The organism is Streptomyces sp. YKOK-I1 (assembly GCF_054660435.1).
Map to the genome: position 1 here is coordinate 7,618,139 of NZ_BAAGDR010000001.1, position 19,030 is coordinate 7,637,168.

Below are 19,030 nucleotides of genomic sequence, written 5' to 3' on the forward strand. Positions count from 1 at the left end.
GAGGCCCGAATCGGTCGCCGTCCGTGTCGCTGTTGGGCCGAACGGGTGACTTGGCGTAAGAATTGGCTGGTGCAGGCATTGAGTGCGAGTCAGTTCAGGGGGACCCGGTGAACCGATACGACGTCACCGACGAGCAGTGGGAAGGGCTCGCCCAGGTGGTTCCCTTGCGGGGCCGGGACGCCTGGCCGTCGGCGGTGGACCACCGTTCGCTGCCCGACGACGTGACCGAGACCCGTCGGCGTTTCGTCGTGCTGCGGGTCAACATCTTCGCCGATGCGCGGGAGGTCGCCGAGACCCTGATGGCGGGCATCCCGGTCCTCCTCGACCTCACCAGCGCGGAGACCGACGTGGCCAAGCGCGTCCTGGACTTCTCCACGGGAGTCGTCTTCGGCCTCGCCAGCGGTATGCACCGCGTCGACCGCAACGTCTTCCTCCTCACCCCGCCGGGCACCGAGGTGAGCGGGATCATGGAGGGCGCGGGGGTGTAGCGGCCCGGGCGCGTCAGCGGGGCATGTCGCTCGATCGTAGGAAGTCCGCGGGGCCGGAACGGTTCGCCCGCCGGCCGGAGTCCTACGGTCCGCATATGACCGCGCCCCCTGCCGCACCCGGCCCCGCACTTTCCGCCGGCACGTCCACCACGTCCGCCTGCCCCACACCCCCACCGGCCTCCGACCGCCCAGCCGCCCCGCCCACCGCCGACCGAGTTGCCGATCTCGACGCGAGGCCCGCCGCCGACCGCCCGGCAGTCCCGCCCATCGCCGAACGCCCCGTCGGCCCGGCCGCGACGCCCGCCGCCGACCGTGTCGCCGGTCTCGACGTGAGGCCCGCCGTCAGCCGCCCTGCCGGTCTCGGCACGACGCCCGCCACCGGCCACCCTGCCGGGACCGGCGCGCCCGACCCCGGGTGTCCTACCGGTTCCGGCACGCTCGCCTCCGTGTCTCCGGCCGGTTCCGGTATGCCCGATGTCGAGCGTGTCGTCGGCCCGGACGGTACGCCCGCCTCCGGACCCCCAGTCGGTTCCGCGCGGCCCCTGCGGCCCTGTGTGACCGAGTTGCGGCTGGCCGCGTTCGCCGGGCATCGGCGGGTGCGGGTTCCGTTGGGGGCCGTCACCGTGATCGCGGGGGACAGCGGGAGCGGGAAGACCTCGGCGGTACGGGCGTACGAGGCGCTGGCGCGGCTCGGCGGCGGGGCGCGGGTCGCCGACGTGTTCCCCGATCCGCTCTCCTGCGTCCCCGAGCGCGCCCGCCCCGACGCCCAGCGGCGCCGCGGCTTCCGGATCGGCTGCACCGCCGACGGCCCCGAGGGCCCGGTCCGCCTCGACGTCGCCGTACAGGCCGAACCCGAACTGCGGATCGTGGGGGAGCGGCTGAGCGCCGACGGGCTGGTGCTGCTGGAGACCGCGCTGCGCGACCCCGGACGCCGTACGGTGCAGGCCGCCTGGCACACCGGCGGATCCGCCCCCGTCACCCGCGCCCCGCTCCCCGACGACCGCCTCGGCACCGCCCTGCTGCCGTTGCGCGTCGCCGGCAAGACCGACGGACAGCGGCAGGTGCTCGCCGCCGCCGAACAGATGGTCGTCGCCCTGCGCTCGGTCTTCGGCTGCGACCCCCAGCCCGAGTGGATGGGCGCCCCCGTGCCCCTCGGTTCCGGCCGGCTGCTCGGCGGCTGCGACAACCTCGCCGACGTGCTCTGGCGCACCCGCGAGGAGTGCGCCCGCCGCCACGGCCAACTGGTCGCCGCCCTCGACGCCGGCTGCGCCGGACGGATCGTCGACCTGCGCGCCGAACCCCTGCCCGACGGCACGGTCCGCGCGGTGCTCGACCGCGGCGACGGCACCGGCACCGAACTCGCCCGCCTCGGCTACGGCGAACTGCGCTACGTCGCCCTCGCCCTGGTCCTCCTCACCGGCCCCGGCGTCCTCGACCTGGACACGGCCGGTGAGGTGCCCTCCGCGATGCAGTCGCTCACCCTGCTCTGCGACAACCTCGACCGCGGCCTGGACCCGCGCCAGCGCACCGGGCTGCTCCGGCTCGCCGTGCGGATGGCCGACCGCGGGCACATCCGCTGCGTCGGCGCGGTCAGCGACCCCACCTGGGCGGCCCGGACCCACGGGGTCACGGTGGTACACCTGGGAAAGTGACAGAACACCTCGACGTGGCGAAACTCCAGCGCAGACTGGCCGAGTTCGCGGCCGCACGGAACTGGCAGCCCTTCCACACCCCCAAGAACCTCGTCTCCGCGCTCAGCGTGGAGGCCTCCGAACTGGTCGAGATCTTCCAGTGGCTGACCCCGGAGGAGTCCGCGCGGGTCATGGCCGACCCGGAGACCGCGCACCGGGTGACGGACGAGGTCGCCGACGTCCTCGCGTATCTGCTCCAGCTCTGCGAGGTGCTCGGCATCGATCCGCTCGCCGCCCTCGACGCGAAGATCGACCGCAACGAACGCAGATTTCCGGCGCCGTAGCCGGCCGGGCTGTGGACAACCAGAGGACTCCCACGGTCCACTTTCACTCTCCGGAGTCATCCGGCGGTCCGAAACCGATTTGTTGTCCACAGATTTCCGTCTTCCTCTGGCTTTTCGCCCCACAGGCCCTCACTCTGGGTAGTGGAACGCTCTCTGTGCGCGAGGGCGGTGCGCAAGGGAGTCCGGGCAGACGTGCGAGGAGCACGTCGGACAGACGGGGGTGGCGCATGGACGCGGTGCGACTCATCCTGACCAGCAGGCGCGCGCTCGCGGGCTGCGCGGGCAGGGCGGAGATTCTCACGGAGGTGTGGCAGGCCCAGGCCCTGGCCCAGGCCATAGGAAGTCGGCTGGCCGTCTCGGGCCCGCCCGAACTGCGTGGCGAGGCCCTTGGGTTGACCGAGCTGGCGGGCCGGGGCTGCGGCGTGCTGGACGCCCCCGACCTCGACCACGCCGATCTCCTGGCCGCACAGCTCACCGCGCTGGAGGACGCCCGCGCGGCCCTGCTCGACCTGGGCGGTCTGCTCGGCGACGTCGGGATCGCCCTGGTCGCCCTGGCCAGCGCGGCGGACGACCAGGGCACGTACTGGCAGTGCATGGAGGCCATCGACGCGGCCGACGAGTCCCGGGATCGCGTCCTGGAGATGCTGCGCAAGCTGGCGGCGAGAGAGGAGCGGGAGGAGCGCGAGGCGAGAGGCGAGAAGGAGGGGGTGGTGTTACCGGAGCGGTGACACCCGGGCCCCCGGGGACGGAACCCCAGTGAGGCGCCACCTACGCACCCGCCTCATCGTGGCGAGGGCCAGTGGTGACCTGGGCTTCGACGCCTTCCAACCGGTACCGTATCTACCCATGGAGCTCATTGCCCTGGGGGACAGGGACCAAGCAGACATGGTCAGGGCAGTCACGTACGGCCGGCAGAGCCATAAGAGCGAGACGGACAGTCAGGCGTCCCCGCTCATGCAGCGGGACAAGGGGATCGCCTACATCGACTCTCAGGACAACTGGCGGCACACCGGGCACTACGAGGACGTCGGGCTGTCCGGTTACGACCCCAAAGTCTTCCGGCCCGACTTCGAGCGGCTCATGGAAGACGCCCGTGCACGGAAGTTCGACGTTGTGGTGATCTATATGCTCTCCCGCCTCACGCGCCAGGGCGCCGCGGAAGCGATGAAGATCCAACAGGAGTTGGCGAATTACGGCGTCGCCCTCGTCTCGACGCAAGAGCCGTTCGTCAACACGTCCGATGACAATCCCTTCGGTGTCGCATTCTTCGCGCTTATCGCGGAGCTTGCTCATCAGGAGTCGAAGAACAAGAGCAAGTTCATCCGCGACGCATTCGCCGCGCTGAAGGCGAAGGGCTCCCACTCCTCCGGCCCGGTGCCCTACGGGTTCGACGTGGAAATGGTCCAGGACGAAGGACTCGCGCTCCGATTGCTGAAGCCGGGGGAGACGAGCGACGCCGAGATCGGCCCCGGTTCGACGCCGGCCGACAACGTGAAGCATGTCATCGAGTGCGCGGAATCCGGCATGAAGGAGAACGCCATCGCGACCCTCATGACGGAGAGGCGGGCGAAGACTCCTCTCGAAAGCCTCGACGAGGACGCGGCGAAGGCACGTATCGAGGCAGCCCGTAAGCGTCGCAAGAACGGCAACGACGATGCAGCGGGTATGGAGTGGTCGGACAAGGTGGTGCGCCGGATCCTGCGTGACCCACGCCTTGCCGGCTTCGCTATCGGCCCCGTCGACCCGAAGACGCGGGAGCGCACTCTCCTCCGCGACGAGGAGGGGCAGCCCGTGCGCCCGCACGAGGGCTTCATCGAGCCGAAGCGGTGGTACGACCTCCAAGCGCTCCTGGACGGGCGAAAGAGGACGAAGCGGCCGTCCCGCGGGGGCTCCATGACGTTCCTGGGCTCATGGGGCGTACTGCGCTGCGGCCTCTGTGGGGCCGGTATGACGATCTCGAACGTCGACTCAACCTATGTCTGCAATCTCCGACGGAGCGTCGGGGATGTCCCGAAGCACGTCACGCGCATCCGCATGGCCGAAACAGACAGCGTCGTCGCCACGCGGCTGTGGGCGAAAGTGGCAACGCTCGACCCGGAGGACGATGACGACGTCGCCATCCTCGCGGCAGCCGCGGAGCGGTTCGCCGTCCAAGGAGCCGACCCGGAGGCCGCAGCTGAACTTGCGGAGCAGGAGGCGCAGTTGGAGCACGTCCAGTCGAGTTTGCGGGAGCTCTACGCCGACCGCGAGGACGGCCTCTACGAGGGCCCCACGGGTCGTGCGGCGTTCCGGGACACCGTCCGGAAGTATCAGGCCCACGAGGCCCGCTGTGCGGCTCGTATCGACGAGCTGAAGGCGTCTGCCACCACGTCGACCCGTCTACCCCTCGACGAGTGGGCAGCAGACTCCGACAACGGGGACCCGCTGGAGCCTGGAGGGCTGTGGGGGAGGTGGAGCGTCGAGGACCGCAGGGCGTTCCTGGCGCTGTTCGTGGACTCCGTGGCCGTCAATGCGAGCACGACGCGCCAGGGAAAGGCGTGGGACCGGGCCAACGGACGGATTGAAATCGAGTGGGCGAATCCTGCACCGACCGAGAAGGACAACGGCTCGGTAACAGCCTGACGGGAGTAGCGGGGTGGTTGTCGTCGGCCGGCGCGACTCCCCGCGTCCTCCGCCTCGACGTCAACGGGAGTCCTCCTCATCCAACAGGTGCCTGTGGATAACTCCAGTAAGCAGTGGTCATGACTGCAACCGTCGCACAGCGTAGCTGTGTTGGTCAGTCCTGGGTCCGAAGTGCCGAACTACCGGTAGTTCGACACTTTGACCTCCAATGACGCCGCAGCCTTGACGGTCGGCGTCGGTCTGGGCTTCGTCCTGAGCGACGAGGACGACATCGCCTGTCTCGGCCTGGACCACTGAGCCCCTTCAGCCGGGCTGCTCCAGGGTGAGGACGTCTGCGAGAGTTGACGACACTCGATTCGTGCTGCACACGCTCTTCGGACGATGCGCCAGGACCTCGGACGTGCCGCGCCTGCCCCGTTTCTCCGAATCTCGCGTTGCGGAGAGCTCGTGGTTGACCATGCGCCCGGCCGGTGACCTTGACAGTGTCTCAGTTAACGACCGCTGTGCTGCGAACTTCTGGCAGGGAGCCGCGAGGAGCGTCATTGGTGGCCATTGGAAGAGCGACCAGGTGCCGTTTGGCAGCGTTCTGGGCATGACTGACGTCGGGGCGGCGGTAGCGCGTTGGGGGACGGCGCGGCTGCTACGGCGGAGGACCGGGGGGGCGATGACGGTCGAGGAGCTCGTGGCGGCAGTGGTCGCCTTGGCGATCGTGTCTGCGAAGAGGCTGGGTGCCGGTCTGGCGAATCGCGCGACTGAGGGTGTGGAGCAGTCGGTAGCCGACCGGCTGGGGCGGCTGTACCAGTGGGTCGCCGGACGGCTGCCCGGTGAGGAGGGCGCGGCTCTGGTCGATGAGGCGGGCCGTTCTCCGGCTGCACAGGCTCTGCTGCGACGGCGGCTGGTACTGGCTCTGGGTGAGGATCCCACCGGTGTTGAGGAGCTGCGGGTGCTGCTGTCGCCGCACGCGCCGGTCCTCGCCCATGGAGATTTCCTTCTCCCGGAATCGTCCGGCATCCCGCGTCAGCTGCCGCTGGCGGTCGCGGATTTCACCGGTCGCGGCCAGGAGTTGGCGCGGCTAGGGCGTGTTGCGAAAGTCCCGTCGTCCGCCCGGAGGGCGGGCCACCCTAGGGCTGGCCGACATGGCGCTCTACGAGGGCGACCACACCGCCGCCGAACTGATCAGCCGCGCGCTTCAGGAGACCGAGGCCTGCGGCGACCATAGAGGCCACAGCAGAGCACTGACCGTGCAAGCCCTACTACACGCCGAGGTAAACAGCCTCAGCGACGCCATCATGCTGGCAGAACAAGCCCTCGCTTGCCCCCGCGACCACGTCGGTGCCGCTCAGGCCAGCTTCCGCCTTGCCCGTCTCTACGGCGCCGCCGGCCGGCATCACGACGTCCTCCACACCCTCCAGCAGTCCCGAACCCATTACCACGCCGCCGGCATGCCCTTCCCCGATCTTGCCGACACCGAGCTCTGCAGGACACTCAACCGCCCCGTGCCCCGCGCCAGTCGCTTCCGCCGCCATCAGTGATTCCTGCGGCTTGACAGATCGAATTGGGAAATCAACCAGTACATAGCCGAGCTGGTCGCCGAGACGGACGAGGCCGGGCGCTGCCTGGTGGTCCGCAACGGCCACCACCGGCCCCGCACCGTTACCACTGCCGCAGGCCCCGTCGAGGTCACGGCCCCGCGCGTGAACGACAAGCGGGTCAACGCGGCCACCGGCGTGCGGATGCGGTTCTCCTCGAAGATCTTGCCGCCGTTGTGCCGCAAGTCGCCGAAGGTCAGCGAGGTGCTGCCGCTGCTCTACCTGCACGGGCTGTCCTCGGGGGACCGCATGCCCGCGCTGGAGCAGTTCCTCGGCAGCTCTGCCGGGCTGTCGCCGGCCACCGTGACCCGGCTGACGAAGCAGTGGCAGGACGACCACGCCGCCTTCCAGCAGCGTGACCTCGCCGAGTCCGACTATGTGTATGTGTGGGCGGACGGGGTGCACCCCAAGGTGAGGCTCGGGCAGGCGCATTCCTGCGTCCTGGTGCTGATGGGCGTGCGTCTGGACGGCACCAAGGAGCTGATCGCGCTGGCCGAGGGGCTGCGCGAGTCCGCCGAGTCGTGGGCCGCCCTGCTGCGCGACTGCCGCCGCCGGGGCAGGCGCGATCCCGAGCTGGTCGTCGGCGACGGTGCGATGGATCTGTGGAAGGCACTGGCCGAGGTGTTCCCGGCTGCCCGCCATCAGCGGTGCTGGGTCCACAAGGCCCGCAACGTCACGAACGCTCTGCCGAAGTCCGCACAGCCGGGCGCGACGAAGGCGATGCAAGGGATGAGATCTACAACGCCGAGGGCCGCGCCCATGCCGAGAAGGCGATCGAGGCGTTCGCGAAGACCTACAGCGCGAAGTTCCCCAAGACGGTCGCGAAGATCACCGACGACACCGAGGAACTGCTGGCGTTCTACGACTTCCCGGCCGAGCACTGGATCCACCTGCGGACCACGAACCCCATCGAGTCGACCTTCTCCACGGTGAAACTCCGCACCAAGGTCACCCGCAGCGCCGGCAGCCCGACCGTGGCCCTCGCGATGGTCTTCAAGCTCGTCGAGCCCGCCCAGGTCCGCTGGCGCGCGGTCACCGGAGCCCACCTCGTCGCCCTCGTCCGCGCTGGCACCACGTTCGAAAACGGCGTCCTCGTCGAGCAGGAGCAGGCCACGGCAGCCTGACAGCCCCCTGTCATGTGTCCCGCCGCGAAAGGAAGAAAGGACCAGTCCATGCCCGAACCCACTGCCACGCTCACCGACTTCATCCGTGCCTACGAACAGGCCACCAACAGCCACGACATCACCCAGCTCGTCCCGCTGATCGCTCCCGAGGCCGTCTACTGGTTCTCCGACGGATCACACCGCGGCCGTGAAGCCGTCCTCTCCGCCATCACCGAGACCTTCTCCACCATCCACGACGAGACCTACCGGATCGACGACCTGGAGTGGATCACCCACAGCGACGACCAGGCGGTATGCCGCTACCGCTTCGCCTGGACCGGAACCATCGACGGCCAGCCGCGATCAGGAAGCGGCCGAGGCACCAACGTGCTCGTCAACAACGCCGGAACCTGGCAGATGCTCCACGAACACCTCAGCACATAGCCAAGCGACAGCGCCGATCCACAGGAATTGACAATTGCTCATCGTTTTCGCAGGTAAGGGACCGTGATGGTCTTAGGTAGTAAGGAGGCCGGATCTTCCTGGATCACCCTGGCCGGCCTCGCCCGCGAGACCCGCCGCATACGCCTCGGCACGCTCATGACGGCCGCCACCTTCCGGCTGCCCGGCGTGCTCGCCATCCAGGTCGCGCAGGTGGACCAGATGTCCGGCGGGCGCGTCGAACTCGGCCTCGGCGCGGGCTGGTTCGAGGAGGAGCACCAGGCGTACGGCATCCCGTTCCCGAAGGCGAGGTTCGGCCGCCTGGAGGAGCAGCTGGAGATCGTCACCGGTCTGTGGGCCACCGAGTCCGGCAAGACCTTCGACTTCCACGGCGAGCACTACGACCTCACGGAGTCGCCCGCACTGCCCAAGCCCGCGCAGCCGAAGATCCCCGTGCTGATCGGCGGCCAAGGAGCGACCCGTACGCCCCGCCTCGCGGCCCGGTTCGCCGACGAGTTCAACATGCCGTTCTCCTCGATCGAGTCCAGCGCGCGCCAGTTCGGCCGGGTCCGGGCCGCCGTCGAGGAGATCGGCCGCGACGCCGACAGCCTCACCTACTCCAACGCCCTCGTCGTCTGTGTCGGCAGGGACGACCGGGAGGTCGCCCGACGGGCCGCCGCCATCGGCCGCGAGGTCGACGAACTGAAGACCAACGGCCTGGCCGGCACCCCCGCCGAGGTCGTCGAGAAGATCGGCCGCTACGCCGAGACCGGCTCCCGCCTCTTCTACCTCCAGATCCTCGACCTGCACGACCTCGACCACCTGGAGCTGATCTCCGCCGAGGTGCAGTCCCAGCTGTCGTAGTCCGGCTGTCGTAGCCCGGCGGGCGGGGCGGCGTGCATCCGGTGATCTGTGACAGGCCTGTGACGGGAACTATGGCTTCCGCCACAGGGCGGCCGGGCCGCTCCTGATGGGGTGACCGGATGCGCCCACCCCGCCGACCCCGCCCCGTTCGTCTCCTCCCGGCCGTCGCCGCCGTGCTCCTGCTCGCCACGGCGTGCGGAACGGAACGGGCGGGCGACACCCTCGGTGAGGGCGACGGCGTGGGAGCGGCCTCCCGGGCGCCCCGCACCCCGGTCACCGACCCGCCGGTGGACGGCGTCCGCATCACCGCCGTGACCCTCCCCGCCACCGCCTCCACCCCGACGCCCAGCGCGTCCGACTGGACCGTCCACGCCGACCGCCTGGCCGACGACTCCGGGATCTCCGCCGCCTACGAGGTCACCAACGACGGCACCGAGGCGCTGACCTACTCCGTGCTGTTCGACTTCACCACGAGCGCGGGCGAGGTCATGAGCAACCAGTGGGTGACCGTGCGGGACGTGGGCGCGGGGAAGACCGTCCGGGGGACCGTCGAGCTGGGCGTCCTCGCCCCGGGCGCCTCGCCGGTGACCACCGTGAAGGTCGCCGAGGTCCGCAAGGTCCCCGCGGCCGAGGCCCCGACGCAGGAGGGCGTCTGCCCGGCCTCCGGGATCCGGGTCACCGCCGACGACGGCGACGCCGCGATGGGCCTGCGTGTCGTCGGACTGCGCCTGGAGAACTGCGGCACGAAGGACTACACCCTCGACGGCTACCCGCTGCTCACCCTCCTCCGCGAGGACCGCGAGCCGGTCGAGGGCGTGCGGATCCTGCACGGCGGCGCCGCCGTCACCACCGGCACCGGCCTCGACGACCCGCCCCGCGCCCTCACCCTGGAACCCGGCGAGAGCGCCGTCTCCGGCCTGGTCTGGCGCAACACCACCGAGGCCGGCCGGGACCCCGTGAACGTCCCCTATGTTCGGATCCGTGCGAAGTCCGGCGCCGCCCCGGTCACGATCACCCCCCGCCTCGACCTCGGCACCACCGGCAAGCTGGGCGTCGGCGCCTGGCAGCGGGCGGAGCGCTGAGGCGGAAATTCGCCCGCCCCCGGGCCCGCACCTCTGTACGTTGGAGCTGCGCACAAGCGCACGACCAGCGCTTTCGCTCGTTCCCGACCCTTCGAGGCACCCACCGTGTTCCTGACGATCACCACCACCGGCACCCCCGAACGCCCCGCCACCGACCTGGGCTATCTGCTGCACAAGCATCCCGGGAAGTCACAGGCGTTCTCCACGTCCTACGGCACCGCGCACGTCCTCTACCCCGAGGCCGAGGCCGACCGCTGCACGGCGGCGCTGCTGCTGGAGGTGGACGCTGTGGCGCTGGTCCGGCGCGGCAAGGGCAAGGGCCGCGGCGGCGCCCCCGACGCGGCGCTCGCGCAGTACGTCAACGACCGCCCGTACGCGGCCTCCTCGCTGCTGGCCGTCGCGCTGAGCGGCGTCTTCTCCAGCGCGATGCGGGCCGTGTGCGCGGCCAGGCCCGAACTTCCCGGGCAGGCCCGGCCGTTGCGCATCGAGGTGCCCGTGCTGCCCGCCCGCGGCGGCCCCGGTCTCGTCCGGGCGCTGTTCGAGCCGCTCGGCTGGACCGTGACCGCCGACCCGGTGGCCCTGGACCCCGCGTTCCCGGAGTGGGGCGATTCGCGGTACGTACGGCTCGTCCTGGAGTCGGGGACCCTGACCCTCGCCGAGGCCCTGCGGCATCTGTATGTGCTGCTGCCGGTCCTCGACGACGCCAAGCACTACTGGGTCTCCTCCGACGAGGTCGACAAGCTGCTGCGCGCCGGTGAGGGCTGGCTGCCCGAGCACCCCGAGCAGCGGCTGATCACCAGCCGCTATCTGTCCCGCCGCTGGTCGCTGACCCGGCAGGCGATGGAGCGGCTGGAGCTGGTGCGGCTCGCCGAGACCGACGACAGCGCGGTCGAGGACATCGACAACGCCGTCGAGGCGGAGGCCGAGACCGAGGAGAAGCCGACCCCGCTGGCCGTGCAGCGCCGCGACGCGATCATCGAGGCGCTGCGGAGGGCCGGTGCCGCCCGGGTGCTCGACCTCGGCTGCGGCCAGGGCCAGTTGGTGCAGGCGCTGCTGAAGGACCCGAAGTTCACCGAGATCGTCGGCATGGACGTGTCGATGCGCGCGCTCACCATCGCCGCCCGCCGGCTGAAGCTGGACCGGATGGGCGAGCGGCAGGCGTCGCGCGTCCGGCTGGTGCAGGGCTCGCTCGCGTACACCGACACCCGTCTCAAGGGCTACGACGCGGCCGTGCTCAGCGAGGTGATCGAGCACCTCGACCTGCCGAGGCTGCCCGCCCTGGAGTACACGGTGTTCGGCGCGGCCCGCCCCCGCACGGTCCTCGTCACCACCCCGAACGTCGAGTACAACGTCCGCTGGGAGTCCCTCCCGGCCGGACACGTACGGCACGGCGACCACCGCTTCGAGTGGACCCGCGAGGAGTTCCGCGCCTGGGCGGCCGCCGTCGCCGAACGACACGGCTACACCGTGGAGTTCGTCCCCGTCGGACCGGACGACCCCGAGGTGGGCCCGCCCACCCAGATGGCCGTGTTCACGGCCGGCACCCCGCACGAGAAGGAGGCGAAGGCGGCATGACCGAGACAGCGAACAAGGGCCGGGTGCTCCCCGTCACCGATCTCTCCCTCGTCGTGCTGATCGGCGCCTCCGGCTCCGGCAAGTCCACTTTCGCGCGGCGGCACTTCAAGCCCACCGAGGTCATCTCCTCCGACTTCTGCCGGGGTCTGGTCTCCGACGACGAGAACGACCAGAGCGCCACCCGGGACGCCTTCGACGTCCTGCACTACATCGCGGGCAAGCGGCTCGCCGCCGGCCGCCGCACGGTCGTCGACGCCACCAGCGTCCAGCAGGAGTCCCGCAGGCAGCTGATCGACCTGGCGAAGCAGTACGACGTGCTGCCCATCGCCATCGTGCTCGACGTGCCCGAGGAGGTGTGCGCCGAGCGCAACGCGGGCCGCACCGACCGCGCCGACATGCCGCGCCGCGTCATCCAGCGCCACACCCGCGAACTCCGGCGCTCCCTGCGCCACCTGGAGCGCGAGGGCTTCCGCAAGGTGCACGTCCTGCGGGGCGTGCAGGACGTGGAGAACGCCACCGTCGTCACCGAGAAGCGCTTCAACGACCTGACCCACCTCACCGGCCCGTTCGACATCGTCGGCGACATCCACGGCTGCGCCGCCGAACTGGAGTCGCTGCTGGGCAAGCTGGGCTACGCCGACGGCGTGCACCCCGAGGGCCGGACGGCCGTCTTCGTCGGCGACCTCGTCGACCGCGGCCCGGACAGCCCCGGCGTGCTGCGCCGGGTGATGTCCATGGTGAAGTCGGGCAACGCCCTGTGCGTGCCGGGCAACCACGAGAACAAGTACGGCCGCCACCTCAAGGGCCGCAAGGTCCAGCACACCCACGGACTCGCCGAGACCATCGAGCAGATGGACGGCGAGAGCGAGGAGTTCCGCGCCGAGGTGCGGGAGTTCATCGACGGACTCGTCAGCCACTACGTCCTCGACGGCGGCCGGCTGGTGGTCTGCCACGCCGGTCTGCCGGAGAAGTACCACGGCCGCACCTCCGGCCGGGTCCGCTCGCACGCGCTGTACGGCGAGACCACCGGCGAGACCGACGAGTTCGGGCTGCCGGTGCGCTACCCGTGGGCGGAGGACTACCGGGGCCGGGCGGCGGTCGTCTACGGCCACACCCCCGTCCCGGAGGCGACCTGGCTGAACAACACCATCTGCCTGGACACCGGTGCCGTCTTCGGCGGCAAGCTCAGCGCGCTGCGCTGGCCGGAGCGCGAGCTGGTCGACGTACCGGCGGAGCAGGTCTGGTACGAGCCGGCGAGGCCGTTGCGGTCGGAGGCGCCCGGCGGGCACGACGGGCGGCCGCTCGACCTGGCGGACGTCCACGGCCGCCGGATCGTCCAGACCCGCTACGACGGGCAGACGCGCGTGTCGATCCGGGAGGAGAACGCGGCGGCGGCCCTGGAGGTCATGAGCCGGTTCGCGGTCGACCCGCGGCTGCTGCCGTACCTCCCGCCGACCATGGCCCCCACGGCTACGAGTCAGGTGGAGGGTTACCTGGAGCACCCGGCGGAGGCGTTCGCGGAGTACGCGAAGGACGGCGTGCGGCGGGTCGTGTGCGAGGAGAAGCACATGGGCTCGCGCGCGGTGGCCCTGGTGTGCCGCGACGCGGAGGCCGCGCGCAGGCGCTTCGGTGTCGAAGGGCCGACCGGGTCGCTCTACACCCGTACCGGCCGGCCGTTCTTCGACGACGCCGCGGTGACCGAGGAGGTCCTCGGGCGGCTGCGGGCGGCGGTGGACGCGGCGGGCCTGTGGGCGGAGCTGGAGACCGACTGGCTGCTGCTGGACGCCGAGCTGATGCCGTGGTCGCTGAAGGCGTCGGGGCTGCTGCGGTCCCAGTACGCGGCGGTCGGCGCCGCCTCCGGGTCCGTCTTCCCGGGCGCGCTGGCCGCGCTGGAGGGCGCCGCGGCCCGGGGCGTCGACGTCACGGACCTGCTGGCGCGGCAGCGCGAGCGCGCCTCGGACGCGGCCGCGTTCACGGAGGCGTACCGACGCTACTGCTGGACGACGGACGGCCTGGACGGCGTACGCCTGGCCCCGTTCCAGCTGCTCGCCGTCCAGGGCCGCAGCCTGGCCGGCCTGCCGCACGACGAGCAACTGGCCCTGCTGGACCGGCTGGTGGAGCACGACGGCACCGGACTGCTGCAGACCACCCAACGGCTGTACGTCGACACCGCCGACCCGGCCTCGGTGGCGGCCGGTGTCGACTGGTGGCTGGAGATGACCGGCCGGGGCGGCGAGGGCATGGTCGTCAAGCCGCTCGGCGCCGTGGTCCGATGGGGGTCCCCCCGCTCGAGCGAAGCCGAGAGTGGGGGAGGCGAGGGCCGTCTGGTCCAGCCCGGCATCAAGTGCCGGGGCCGGGAGTACCTCCGGATCATCTACGGCCCGGAGTACACCCGCCCCGACCACCTGACCCGGCTGCGCGGACGCTTCCTGAACCACAAGCGTTCGCTGGCGATCCGCGAGTACGTGCTCGGCCTGGAGGCCCTGGACCGCCTCGCGGAGGGCGAGCCGCTGTGGCGCGTCCACGAGGCGGTGTTCGGGGTGCTGGCCCTGGAGTCGGAGCCGGTGGACCCGAGACTGTGAGGTCAGCGCCTGCTGCCGAGCGGCGGGTCGAGGGCCTCCAGGGTGGCCAGCGCGTTGTTCCTGATGCCGCCGACGACATAGACGCAGTTGCCGTTCTCCCCGGGCGGGCAGGGGAGGGCGGCGGCCGCCGCGGAGTAGCGGCGGGTCGGCGCCGACGGCAGCGTGGTCCAGAAGCCGGAGGCCGGGTTGTACGACTCGGCGTCGGCCAGCGCGCCGCCGTTGTTCAGACCGGTCACCGCGTAGACACAGGTGCCGGTCTGACCCGGCGGACAGGTCGTGGCCGCCACACCCAGGGCGCCCCGGGGAACGGGCAGCGACGCCACCGTGCTCCAGGCCCTGGTGGCGGGGTTGTACGACTCCACCGTGCCCAGGTACCGGCCGCGGCTGTCGATGCCGCCCACCGCGTAGACGCAGGTGCCCTTCTGGCCCGGCGGGCAGGGGGCGGCCGCGGCGCCCAGGGCGTACCGGGCCGTGGGCAGGGACGCGAGCGTGGTCCAGGTCCTGCTGACCGGATCGAAGGTCTCCACGGACGCCGTGACACCGGAGCGGGCGTACCCGCCCACCGCGTAGACACAGGTCCCCCCCTGCCCGCCCGGGCAGGGCGCGGACGCGGCGCCCAGGCCGTACCGGGCCGTCCGCAGCGCGGTGACCGTGGTCCAGCTGCTGGTCGCGGGGTTGTAGGACTGGGCCGTCGGCAGGACGCCGCCGGTGTCGGCGCCCCCGAGGGCGTACACGCACGTTCCGCTCTGTCCGTCCGGGCAGGGCGCGGCGGCCGCCGTGGGTTCGCTGCGTGGCGACGGCAGATTCGGCAGCGTGGACCAGGCGTTGGTGCGCTGGTTGTACGCCTGCACCGTGGCCAGGAAGCCGGTGCCGTAGCCGCCGATCGCGTAGAGACAGCTTCCGGTCTGCCCGCGCGGACAGGGCGCGGCAGCGGCGCCCAGGTCGAAGCGGGCCGTGGGCACGGACGGCAGCGTGGCCCAGTTCAGTCCGGTGCCGGCACCGGCGGGCAGCATCCCGCACAGCACCGCGACGGCGGCGAGGATCCCGGTCAGGGTGCAGCGGGCGCGCCACCTTCCCGGGATCGTACGTATGGGGGGCACGGCGGACTCCTGTCACCGAGGGGGCATGTACCAGAGATGTCCCACGCCTCCGCGCCGACGCGCCGCCACGGTCCCGTAGTTAGCCCTATCGGCCCAGGGCCCCCGCGCCTCATCCCACCAGCCGCAGCCGCTCCCCGCACACCCCCACCGTCACCGTCTGTCCCCAGGTCAGCTCCACCGCGTCGCTCTCGATGCCGTCCCCGAACGCGACGATCCGCTCGGACTCGACGGTGAGCGTCAGCCGGCTCCCGCCGGTCAGCTCGCCCGCCACGTACGAGGTCCCCGTCGCCGGTGACGGCCATGCCTCCCGGACGCACCACACCAGCCGGTCCTCCGTCGGCGCGGGCAGCCGGGGTCCTTTGCCGCGCTCCTGCCACACCGAGCGGATCCAGCCCGTCGCGCCCGTGCCGGTGCCGACCAGCACGCCGGAGGAGGCCTGGGCCTCGACGACACCCCCGTCGTCCTCGAGGCCCAGGCGGTAGCGGGCGGTCTGGTGACCGGCGGCGCCCAGATAGATCTCGTTGAGGGCCAGCAGCCGCTGGGTGTCGTCGGCGACCGCCTCGACCATGGTCAGCTCGGACACCCCGGTCCCGGAGGCGAGTGCCGAGGGCAGCAGGGCGGCGGCGTCGGCGGGGCGGTGGCGGACCAGGACGCCGGGGTTGCGGCCGGGGTCGGTGTCGATGCCGACCACGGGCTGCCCGGCGAGGTACTTGGCGACGTTCGCCACCAGACCGTCCTGGCCCACCACGATCACCACGTCCTCCGGGGCGAACAGGAAGCGGTCCAGGTCGGCCCGTTCCACCTGGCTCTGGCGCCAGGTCAGGGGGATCGCCGAGGTCACCTCCGCCAGCGCGCGCCGGGTGCGGCGGTGCCGTTCGGCGATCTCCTCGACGTCCCGGCCCCGCGAGGAGAGGAAGAAGGCGGCCTGGCCGTGGGTGCCGTGCCGGGCCACCAGTTCCTCGTACTCCGTGGTGCGGTGGACCAGCACGGCCCGCGGGGCGAGGCTCACTCCCGCGCTCCCAGCTTGGCGAGCAGGCCGGTCAGCACGTCCGGCGAGATGGTGACGCTGTCGATGTGCGGCAGGTTCTCGGCGAGCCGGGTGCCGGTCAGCGCGTTCAGGGTCGTGACGTCGACGTCCGCGTGGACCCGCAGCCAGGCCGCCTGCGCCTGGGCGCGGGCCTCGCCGACCTCGCGCGCCGCCTCGGCCTCCGCCCGGGCGAGCCGTACCGAACGGGCCGCCTCGGCCTCCGCGAGCTTCACCGTGCGCGCCGACTCCGCCTCGGTCAGCCGCTCGCTGCGCCGCGCCTCGGCGTCCGCGAGACGCACCTGCCTGGCGGCCTCGGCCTCGGCGAGCTTCACCGAGCGCGCGGCCTCCGCCTCCGCGAGGCGGACCGTCCGGGTCGCCTCGGACTCCGCCCGCACCTGGTCGGCCGCCGCGGTCTCCTCCGCCTCCCGGCGGGCGTTGGTGCCCCGCTGCTCGACCAACTGCTCCTCGCGCCGGGCGAGTTCGATCCTGCTGGCCAGTTCGTTCTCGGCGATGGTCCGTTCCCGCTCGACCGCCACCGCCCGCCGTTCGTACGTCGCCCGGTCGGCCTCCTGCTGGATCTGCTCACGGGCCGGGGTGCGCAGCGCGCGTTCCACCTCCGGCTCGGGGCGCAGCGCCATCACCCGTACGGCGACCACCTCGATGCCCGTCGCGGGCAGCCGCGGTTCCGCCGCGAGTCCCGCGGCGACCCGTTCCCGTACCGCCGTCACGCCGTCGACCAGCGCCGCCGACAGCGCCGTACGGGCGAGGACGTCCAGGGCGTGCTGCTGGGCGGTCTCGGTGAGCAGGGTGCCGAGCTGTTCCAGGGGCGCGCCGCGCCAGACGCCGGTGTCCGGGTCGACGGAGAAGTCGAGGCGGGCGGCGGCGACGGCCGGGTCGCTGATCCGGTAGGTCACCGTCGCCTGCACGGTGACGTCCTGGAAGTCGACCGTGCGGGCGTGGAAGGTCATGGCCAGTTCCCGGTCGTCGACCGGTACCTCGGAGAGCGCCGCGGTGAGCGCGCGGAACCAGAAGCTGAGCCCCGGGCCGTCGTGCACCAGGGTGCCCGAGCGGTGGTGGCGGATGTGCGCCGTCGGTGCGCCGCGCAGATGGCGCCAGCCGAACCGGCGGGTGATGTCGGCCATGAGAGGTCCCCCCTCGTCCTGATTGTCGTCACTGAGACGATAATCGGAGGGATCACTTGTCGTCAAGAGGACGAAAACAAGCGGTTGCGAAACGACACAAGAGCGGGTGAAGGCGGGCGCGGATGGTCAGGATGGAGGCATGGGATTCCATGTCGACTCCGAGGCCGGGCGGCTGCGCCGCGTCATCCTGCACCGGCCGGATCTCGAGCTCAAAAGGCTCACCCCCAGCAACAAGGACGCACTGCTCTTCGACGACGTGCTCTGGGTACGCCGGGCACGCGCCGAGCACGACGGGTTCGCCGACGTCCTGCGCGACCGGGGCGTCGAGGTCCATCTGTTCGGTGATCTACTCGTCGAGGCCCTGGAGATCCCGGCGGCCCGCGCGCTCGTCCTGGACCGCGTCTTCGACGAGAAGGAATACGGGGTGCTCGCCACCGACCACCTCCGCGCCGCCTTCGCGAACCTGTCCGCGCCCGACCTGGCCGAGGGCCTCGTCGGCGGCATGACCAAACGGGAGTTCCTCCAGGCCAACCCCGAACCGACCTCCGTGCGCTTCCACGTCATGGACCTCGACGACTTCCTCCTCGCCCCGCTGCCCAACCATCTCTTCACCCGCGACACCTCCGCCTGGATCTACGACGGCGTCGCCGTCAACGCCATGCGCTGGCCCGCACGGCAGCGGGAGACCGTGCACTTCGAGGCGATCTACCGCCACCACCCGCTGTTCCGCGGGGAGGACTTCCGCGTCTGGTCCGAGGGGCAGGCCGACTACCCGTCGACCATCGAGGGCGGCGACGTGCTCGTCATCGGCAACGGCGCCGTCCTCATCGGCATGAGCGAGCGCACCACCCCGCAGGCCGTGGAGATGCTCGCGCACAAGCTGTTCGCCGCGGGCTCGGCACAGACCATCGTCGCTCTGGACATGCCGAAGCGGCGCGCCTTCATGCACCTCGACACCGTGATGACGATGGTCGACGGCGACACCTTCACCCAGTACGCCGGCCTCGGCATGCTCCGCTCCTACACCATCGAGCCGGGCGTCGGCGAGAAGGAGCTGAAGGTCACCGACCATCCGCCCGAGCACATGCACCGGGCGATCGCCGCCGCCCTCGGCCTCAGCGAGATCCGGGTGCTCACCGCCACCCAGGACGTGCACGCGGCCGAGCGCGAGCAGTGGGACGACGGCTGCAACGTCCTCGCCGTCGAACCGGGTGTCGTCGTCGCCTACGAGCGCAACGCCACCACCAACACCCATCTGCGCAAACAGGGCATCGAGGTGATCGAGATCCCGGGCAGCGAGCTGGGCCGGGGCAGGGGCGGGCCGCGCTGTATGAGCTGCCCGGTCGAACGGGGGGCCGTGTAGCGAACACGGGAGCCGACGGGACTGTATAGAAATGCTAATCGTCGTATAGACTTCCATGGTCCCGTTCTCGTACCCCT

14 protein-coding genes and 2 pseudogenes are annotated in these 19,030 nt (G+C 71.4%); 13 read left to right on the forward strand and 3 right to left on the reverse strand.

From position 1 onward, the window contains the following. Positions 1-107 precede the first annotated feature (107 nt). From ACYQ8Q_RS33990 to ACYQ8Q_RS34045, 12 genes and pseudogenes are all read left to right on the forward strand, one after another. A complete protein-coding gene (locus tag ACYQ8Q_RS33990; protein ID WP_358989602.1) occupies positions 108-488 on the forward strand; it encodes a cell division protein SepF in 381 nt (126 codons plus the stop codon). Between the two features lie 467 nt (positions 489-955). Beyond that, a complete protein-coding gene (locus tag ACYQ8Q_RS33995) occupies positions 956-2,140 on the forward strand; it encodes an ATP-binding protein (protein ID WP_460073609.1) in 1,185 nt (394 codons plus the stop codon). Further along, the gene (locus ACYQ8Q_RS34000; protein ID WP_460070447.1) at positions 2,137-2,463 is read left to right on the forward strand and encodes a nucleotide pyrophosphohydrolase; all 327 of its coding nucleotides are present in this window, start codon (positions 2,137-2,139) and stop codon (positions 2,461-2,463) included. Before ACYQ8Q_RS33995 ends, ACYQ8Q_RS34000 begins: the two co-directional genes overlap by 4 nt. Before the next feature lie 227 nt (positions 2,464-2,690). Then, positions 2,691-3,191: a DUF6099 family protein gene (locus ACYQ8Q_RS34005; protein WP_460070448.1), complete on the forward strand. Its 501-nt coding sequence runs from the start codon at positions 2,691-2,693 to the stop codon at positions 3,189-3,191. Positions 3,192-3,309: 118 nt separating this feature from the next. Further along, positions 3,310-5,085 carry a recombinase family protein gene (locus ACYQ8Q_RS34010; RefSeq protein WP_460070449.1) on the forward strand — a complete coding sequence of 592 codons (1,776 nt, stop codon included), beginning with the start codon at positions 3,310-3,312 and terminating at the stop codon, positions 5,083-5,085. A gap of 1,136 nt (positions 5,086-6,221) precedes the next feature. Then, positions 6,222-6,617, forward strand: a complete 396-nt coding sequence (locus ACYQ8Q_RS34015) for a hypothetical protein (protein WP_460070450.1) — start codon at positions 6,222-6,224, stop codon at positions 6,615-6,617. Positions 6,618-6,644: 27 nt separating this feature from the next. After that, positions 6,645-7,798, forward strand: a pseudogene (locus ACYQ8Q_RS34020) (IS256 family transposase); the annotation flags it as partial. 48 nt (positions 7,799-7,846) lie between these two features. Beyond that, positions 7,847-8,221 carry a YybH family protein gene (locus tag ACYQ8Q_RS34025; RefSeq protein WP_460070451.1) on the forward strand — a complete coding sequence of 125 codons (375 nt, stop codon included), beginning with the start codon at positions 7,847-7,849 and terminating at the stop codon, positions 8,219-8,221. A gap of 96 nt (positions 8,222-8,317) precedes the next feature. Next, positions 8,318-9,082 (forward strand): annotated as a pseudogene (locus ACYQ8Q_RS34030) (TIGR03560 family F420-dependent LLM class oxidoreductase); the annotation flags it as partial. Positions 9,083-9,201: 119 nt separating this feature from the next. After that, complete coding sequence (locus ACYQ8Q_RS34035) at positions 9,202-10,164, forward strand: DUF4232 domain-containing protein (RefSeq protein ID WP_460070452.1); 963 nt, start codon at positions 9,202-9,204, stop codon at positions 10,162-10,164. 105 nt (positions 10,165-10,269) lie between these two features. Further along, complete coding sequence (locus tag ACYQ8Q_RS34040) at positions 10,270-11,739, forward strand: 3' terminal RNA ribose 2'-O-methyltransferase Hen1 (protein ID WP_460070453.1); 1,470 nt, start codon at positions 10,270-10,272, stop codon at positions 11,737-11,739. Beyond that, positions 11,736-14,321, forward strand: a complete 2,586-nt coding sequence (locus tag ACYQ8Q_RS34045) for a polynucleotide kinase-phosphatase (protein ID WP_460070454.1) — start codon at positions 11,736-11,738, stop codon at positions 14,319-14,321. The genes ACYQ8Q_RS34040 and ACYQ8Q_RS34045 overlap by 4 nt, the downstream gene beginning before the upstream one ends. Before the next feature lie 2 nt (positions 14,322-14,323). Here ACYQ8Q_RS34045 and ACYQ8Q_RS34050 read toward each other — a convergent pair whose 3' ends face one another. The 3 genes from ACYQ8Q_RS34050 to ACYQ8Q_RS34060 all read right to left on the reverse strand — a co-directional run bounded on the left by ACYQ8Q_RS34050 (position 14,324) and on the right by ACYQ8Q_RS34060 (position 17,590). Then, a complete protein-coding gene (locus ACYQ8Q_RS34050; RefSeq protein ID WP_460070455.1) occupies positions 14,324-15,421 on the reverse strand; it encodes a Kelch repeat-containing protein in 1,098 nt (365 codons plus the stop codon). Positions 15,422-15,530: 109 nt separating this feature from the next. After that, positions 15,531-16,430 carry an NAD(+)/NADH kinase gene (locus tag ACYQ8Q_RS34055; RefSeq protein WP_460070456.1) on the reverse strand — a complete coding sequence of 300 codons (900 nt, stop codon included), beginning with the start codon at positions 16,428-16,430 and terminating at the stop codon, positions 15,531-15,533. After that, positions 16,427-17,590 (reverse strand): SPFH domain-containing protein, encoded by a 1,164-nt coding sequence (locus tag ACYQ8Q_RS34060; RefSeq protein WP_460070457.1) that lies wholly within the window; start codon positions 17,588-17,590, stop codon positions 16,427-16,429. The genes ACYQ8Q_RS34055 and ACYQ8Q_RS34060 overlap by 4 nt, the downstream gene beginning before the upstream one ends. Positions 17,591-17,729: 139 nt before the next feature. On the opposite strand from ACYQ8Q_RS34060, the gene ACYQ8Q_RS34065 reads away from it, so the two are divergent. After that, positions 17,730-18,953, forward strand: coding sequence for an arginine deiminase (locus ACYQ8Q_RS34065; protein WP_460070458.1), 1,224 nt, complete (start codon positions 17,730-17,732; stop codon positions 18,951-18,953). Positions 18,954-19,030 lie beyond the last annotated feature (77 nt).

Coding starts and splice junctions, on each gene's coding strand:
- ACYQ8Q_RS34010 (WP_460070449.1), top strand. CDS start 3,310: ATGGAGCTCATTGCCCTGGGGGACAGGGACCAAGCAGACATGGTCAGG.
- ACYQ8Q_RS34005 (WP_460070448.1), top strand. CDS start 2,691: ATGGACGCGGTGCGACTCATCCTGACCAGCAGGCGCGCGCTCGCGGGC.
- ACYQ8Q_RS34065 (WP_460070458.1), top strand. CDS start 17,730: ATGGGATTCCATGTCGACTCCGAGGCCGGGCGGCTGCGCCGCGTCATC.
- ACYQ8Q_RS34045 (WP_460070454.1), top strand. CDS start 11,736: ATGACCGAGACAGCGAACAAGGGCCGGGTGCTCCCCGTCACCGATCTC.
- ACYQ8Q_RS34035 (WP_460070452.1), top strand. CDS start 9,202: ATGCGCCCACCCCGCCGACCCCGCCCCGTTCGTCTCCTCCCGGCCGTC.
- ACYQ8Q_RS34015 (WP_460070450.1), top strand. CDS start 6,222: ATGGCGCTCTACGAGGGCGACCACACCGCCGCCGAACTGATCAGCCGC.
- ACYQ8Q_RS34060 (WP_460070457.1), bottom strand. CDS start 17,590: ATGGCCGACATCACCCGCCGGTTCGGCTGGCGCCATCTGCGCGGCGCA.
- ACYQ8Q_RS33995 (WP_460073609.1), top strand. CDS start 956: ATGCCCGATGTCGAGCGTGTCGTCGGCCCGGACGGTACGCCCGCCTCC.
- ACYQ8Q_RS34025 (WP_460070451.1), top strand. CDS start 7,847: ATGCCCGAACCCACTGCCACGCTCACCGACTTCATCCGTGCCTACGAA.